The organism is Microcystis sp. M090S1, assembly GCF_020246295.1.
Classification (GTDB): Bacteria; Cyanobacteriota; Cyanobacteriia; order Cyanobacteriales; family Microcystaceae; genus Microcystis; species Microcystis aeruginosa.
Genome location: NZ_JADBTF010000317.1, coordinates 1 through 4,655 on the forward strand (window position 1 = coordinate 1; position 4,655 = coordinate 4,655).

The 4,655-nt window shown below is 43.7% G+C and carries 3 protein-coding genes; 1 reads left to right on the plus strand and 2 read right to left on the minus strand.

Going from position 1 to position 4,655, the window contains the following annotated elements:
* Nucleotides 1-402 precede the first annotated feature (402 nt).
* On the minus strand, nucleotides 403-2,628 hold the full coding sequence (locus IM477_RS13910; protein ID WP_287732167.1) for a glycosyltransferase family 2 protein: 2,226 nt from the start codon (nucleotides 2,626-2,628) through the stop codon (nucleotides 403-405).
* Between the two features lie 296 nt (nucleotides 2,629-2,924).
* On the opposite strand from IM477_RS13910, the gene IM477_RS13915 reads away from it, so the two are divergent.
* A complete protein-coding gene (locus IM477_RS13915; protein WP_002769951.1) occupies nucleotides 2,925-3,107 on the plus strand; it encodes a hypothetical protein in 183 nt (60 codons plus the stop codon).
* 87 nt (nucleotides 3,108-3,194) lie between these two features.
* Here IM477_RS13915 and argJ read toward each other — a convergent pair whose 3' ends face one another.
* Nucleotides 3,195-4,436: a bifunctional ornithine acetyltransferase/N-acetylglutamate synthase gene (gene argJ, locus IM477_RS13920; RefSeq protein WP_287732168.1), complete on the minus strand. Its 1,242-nt coding sequence runs from the start codon at nucleotides 4,434-4,436 to the stop codon at nucleotides 3,195-3,197.
* Nucleotides 4,437-4,655 lie beyond the last annotated feature (219 nt).

A 4,655-nucleotide genomic window follows, 5' to 3' on the forward strand; every position in this document is an offset into this window, starting at 1 on the left:
ACCAGAACAGAGTAAATCTGTTAAGGCAGGTGCGGAACCCCGCAAGGGAAAGAAGCAGAAACCTAAATCGTGAGGTTTGGGAATCACCGTCCGTTTTACGGCGGTGAGGATGTCAACTAAGAATGGTTACCTCTATTATAATAATAAATAGCTGGTTATAATTAAATTGAAGATGGATTTTGGGTTCGATCCCCCCTGCCCCGCTTGATAAGGGGGTGCAGCTCCCCCCTTATTAAGCGGGGTATCTGACAGTTTTTAACACCTAACTACTGATCAAGTTTTGCTCAAGTGACAACTGTGATAATACAGGAATAGCCATGTGAGTAAAATCACAGACAAAAGCCAGTTGATACGATAAGCATCCAGTAATTTTTCGATAAGTATTTTCGATTTTTGACTGAACTAAAGGGCTGTTTTTCGATTCATAATTGCCCGACAAATCAAGCCTATACCCCGAAAAAAGCTGATAATTAACAACCAAAGGGATTGTAATTCTCCTGCCGTATTTTTCACTGGCCAGCGCTGGGGACGACAGAATAAAAAAGTAATTAGTTTTCTCTGGTCTGATAGGGTAAGTGGCTGGAATTTAAGGGTTGCTTGCCAGATTTTTCCTCGTTTTTCTAGATTGACTAGATGAGACGATAGGCGCAAATCTTCGCCTAAAATATCTAGGAGTAATTTTTCTGAGTAGATGGGTTCCCTCAGGTGAATTTCTGCTCCTATTTCTGAAAGTTTTTTCAGATTGCCCTGCATAATTATATCCGATTCTGTTATCAAGTTAACAGGATATTCTAGCACTTGGTATTGAGTTTCTAGGGTGAGGGGAGCTTCCAATAAAGCCACTAAAGCAGTCATGATAATAACCACGTTATATATAGCCAAAATCAAGCCAAAATTTAGGGGACTTTCTTGATAATTGTGATGGCGTAAATTAAAGAAAATACTAATTAAAGTAATAGTGAGAAAAAACAGCAATGGGTAGGATAAGTGCCAATTATATTGATAATTTTGGCGAGCAATTCCCTTCGGTGTCACCTGAAATCCTTTGTCAAAGGGTTTCCAAAGAACATGGAGAACTGTTAGGGATGTAGGTACACAAATAATCATCGATAGTACCTCAGAAAAAACAATCGAGCGCGAGCGAGAATTTAACCAGTGATAAGTGGCTAACTGCAGCATCATGTAGGGGAAAAAGATATAGATTGTCTCATCGATGGTAATGTTCAAAGGTACTATATATCCAAAGGTATAAAGGAGAGGAATAAGTAGAGAAAATAAACGAGCTAAGGGAGAAAACCAAGATAATATTCCTTCTAAGTGTGCCAATCTTTGAGGGAGAGTTAATCCCGCAATTTTTAGGGGATTAGCTTTGATAAAAAAGGCCTGCAAAGTTCCCCTTGCCCAGCGCAATCTTTGCCGTAAATAAGCTGATAAACTTTCGGCAGATAAACCAGTGCTGAGTTTTTCATTTAAGTAAATAACTTCATAACCTTTGGCAGAAATAGCAATTCCAGTGAAATAGTCTTCACTAATAGATTCTATATTAAAATATCCCACTTCCTCTAATGCTTTTCTTCTGACAATAAAAGAAGTGCCAGCACAAACAGGACTACCCACCCCATCTTTAGCCGGTTCAATATGACGATAAAATAATTCTTCGTCGGGAGTAACGATATTTTCTAAACCTAAGTTATGGGCGATAGGATCAGCATTATAAAAGCTTTGGGGAGTTTGCACTAGGGCAATTTTAGGGTTTTGAAACCAGCCAACAGTTCTTTCTAGAAAATTCCGACAAGGGATAAAATCTGCGTCAAAAACTACCACTAATTCCCCTTGGGTTTGTCCGAGAGCATGGTTTAAATTACCTGCTTTAGCGTTTTTTATATCCTCACGAGTCAGATAATGACAATTTAATTTTTCTGCCAATTGATGAATTTCTGATCTCTGGGTATCATCGAGAATATAAATATTTTTATGAGGATAATTAAGGGCTTGACAACCGATAATAGTTCTTGTTAAGATAAAGGCTGGCTCATTATAGGTGGGAATCAGGATATCTACCGTGGGCAAATACTGTTGATTGATCACCGCTTGGCTATAAAAATCAGCTTCTTGGCTTCTATCTTTTGTGGTTAAGACTAAAACTAACTGAATCATGCTACTACTTAAAACTATCATCTCAATGCCTAAAAGTAGTAAACTAAAAAAGCCATTGAGAGGGGTGGAAAGATTTAAGGTGGCCAGAATTCTCCAAACTAGATAGCGCAGGGTGATAGCTAGAGTGATAGAAATAATGACTAATCTTGACCAAACTTGCGGACGCGGAGAAAAGAAAATGATTAACTGCGTAAGAATTAGCAGGATAACCGTGGGTAATAATAATTGATAGCTATGAGCAACCGTGGGAACTTTAATCCAAGCAAATGGATTAAAAAAATCTTCTACTAAGCCAAGGATTAATCGATAAATATTGTGTTCTGGCCAAGATAATGATAAACTGACCATCATTAGCCCGCCGATCACTGCTAACATAATTAAGATAACTGTAATTATCGCTAAAATCGACTTGAATACGGAGGAATACACTGGTTTTTGAGGGAACGGAAAAATCGACTCTTTGTTAGACATAAATCCCCTTCTGAGCAAATAAATCTAACTACATTTTACAATTCTTAACAAAAACCTGGGCATTGGGCAGCTTTCTCATACTTGGGAATGATACTAAATCGTTTTATGGGAAACCCTTGGAACGCATTTGCGGAGGTTCGTTCTACCTTGGAACGAGACAAATCGAACTTTAAAAACCCAGTTATGGATTGTTGCTCCCTACACCCTACCCCCCACACCCTGTCTCACTTTCAATCTGCTTGTCACCCCGTCAGGAACATAGTATACTTTGGTTAACCGTGAGGAAAAATTAATCTATGATAGCCGTCAAAATCGCCGTTGTTAGCGCTCTCGTTTTAGTTGTGGTCAAATTCGTCGCTTCTGTTCTAGGCAAAGGCAATATACCCCTACTTAATCAGGCTGTCACTGTGATTTTAAGCCTTTTTATCGGTTTTGAGTTGATTCAACTAGGACAAGCAGTGATTGAAAAGATTAATTAAGGGTAATCGGCTCTCTTGGATGGTGTGTGAGTTGCGATACAATCCAGCAAAGACAAGAGAGCCTGTTTACAGAACCGATCGATCGCTTTAGGTGGTGTACTCGGCGTTAATTTTGACGTAATCGTAACTAAGATCGCAACCCCAGGCCGTACCTGTTCCCGAACCGTTACCGATACAGATAGACATTAAAACGGTATCTTCTTGTAAATAAGCCCCGCTTGCTGCCGCTTTCAGGTAATTACTGGCACTAGCTCGATCGAACGCCAGAGGTTGGCCATTTTCCATCATCACGAAGTCGCCTAACTTGATTTGTAGGTCTTCTTGATGGAAGACAACCCCGGCCCGGCCCGCCGCCGCCGCAATTCGTCCCCAGTTGGGATCTCGACCGAAAACCGCCGATTTTACCAAGGAAGAACCGGCAATGGTGCGAGCGATCTGACGAGCGGACTGATCATCGGCCGCCCCCGAAACCCGCACTTCCATTAAACAGGTGGCCCCTTCGCCATCCCGGGCGATCGCTTTCGCCAAGTATTGACAAACTTCCGTTAACATGGCCTCTAACTTTTGGGCATCCCGGCCCATTTCTGTGATGGCTGTGGTGCGCGATTGACCGTTAGCCAAGGCGATCAGACTGTCATTGGTACTGGTGTCCCCATCCACCGTGATCTGATTAAAACTTTTATTGGCCGCCCGGCTTAACATATTTTGCCAGAGAACCGTCGATACTGCGGCATCACAGGTAATAAAGGAGAGCATCGTCGCCATATTCGGGTGAATCATCCCCGATCCCTTGGCAATTCCCCCAATTGTGACCGGACGACCCTCGATAGTGGTTTGCAAGGCGATCGATTTGGGGACTAGATCCGTGGTCATAATCGCCCGGGCGGTGCTTTCGCCACCATTTTCCGACAATAAACCCACTAAGGTCGGTAAAGCGGCGGTTAACGCATCCATGCGAATCCGTTGCCCGATGACTCCCGTAGAAGCCAGCAAAATTGCATCGGCGGGAATCCCTAAAACTTGGCTCAAGGCAGCGGCACTATCGAGGGCATCTTGCCACCCGGCTTCCCCCGTGGCGGCGTTTGCTTGGCCGGCATTACACAAAATCGCCCTGGCGCTGGCTTTAGTTTGTAGGCGTTGACGGCAATAATCGACGCAAGCGGCGCGCACTTGACTGGTGGTAAAAACTCCAGCGGCGATCGCTTCTGTTTCCGAGACAATTAGGGCTAAATCGGGCAAACCGGACGGTTTTAGCCCCGCGGCCATCCCTGCGGATTTAAATCCTTTTGGGGCCGTGATCCCCCCCTCTATTTCCTGCCAATCGGCCATTTTATCCCGTCTCCTACTCAAATTCGACACTCGATTTTGACTCTCCCCCGCTAACCGCTCGCGCGGTGTAGCGGGGGATTCTCGGTTCTTAGGCTTTTAACTAGATCGACCTGGTTTAACCCGGTCGATCCCCGTCAGATCGCCTCCGCGAGCGTTTTCTAACACGGTCAGTCCGACCGCATTTTTTCCTCGGTTCTCGATTACCTTCGCTGATGCCGT

Coding starts and splice junctions, on each gene's coding strand:
- IM477_RS13910 (WP_287732167.1), bottom strand. CDS start 2,628: ATGTCTAACAAAGAGTCGATTTTTCCGTTCCCTCAAAAACCAGTGTAT.
- argJ (WP_287732168.1), bottom strand. CDS start 4,436: ATGGCCGATTGGCAGGAAATAGAGGGGGGGATCACGGCCCCAAAAGGA.
- IM477_RS13915 (WP_002769951.1), top strand. CDS start 2,925: ATGATAGCCGTCAAAATCGCCGTTGTTAGCGCTCTCGTTTTAGTTGTG.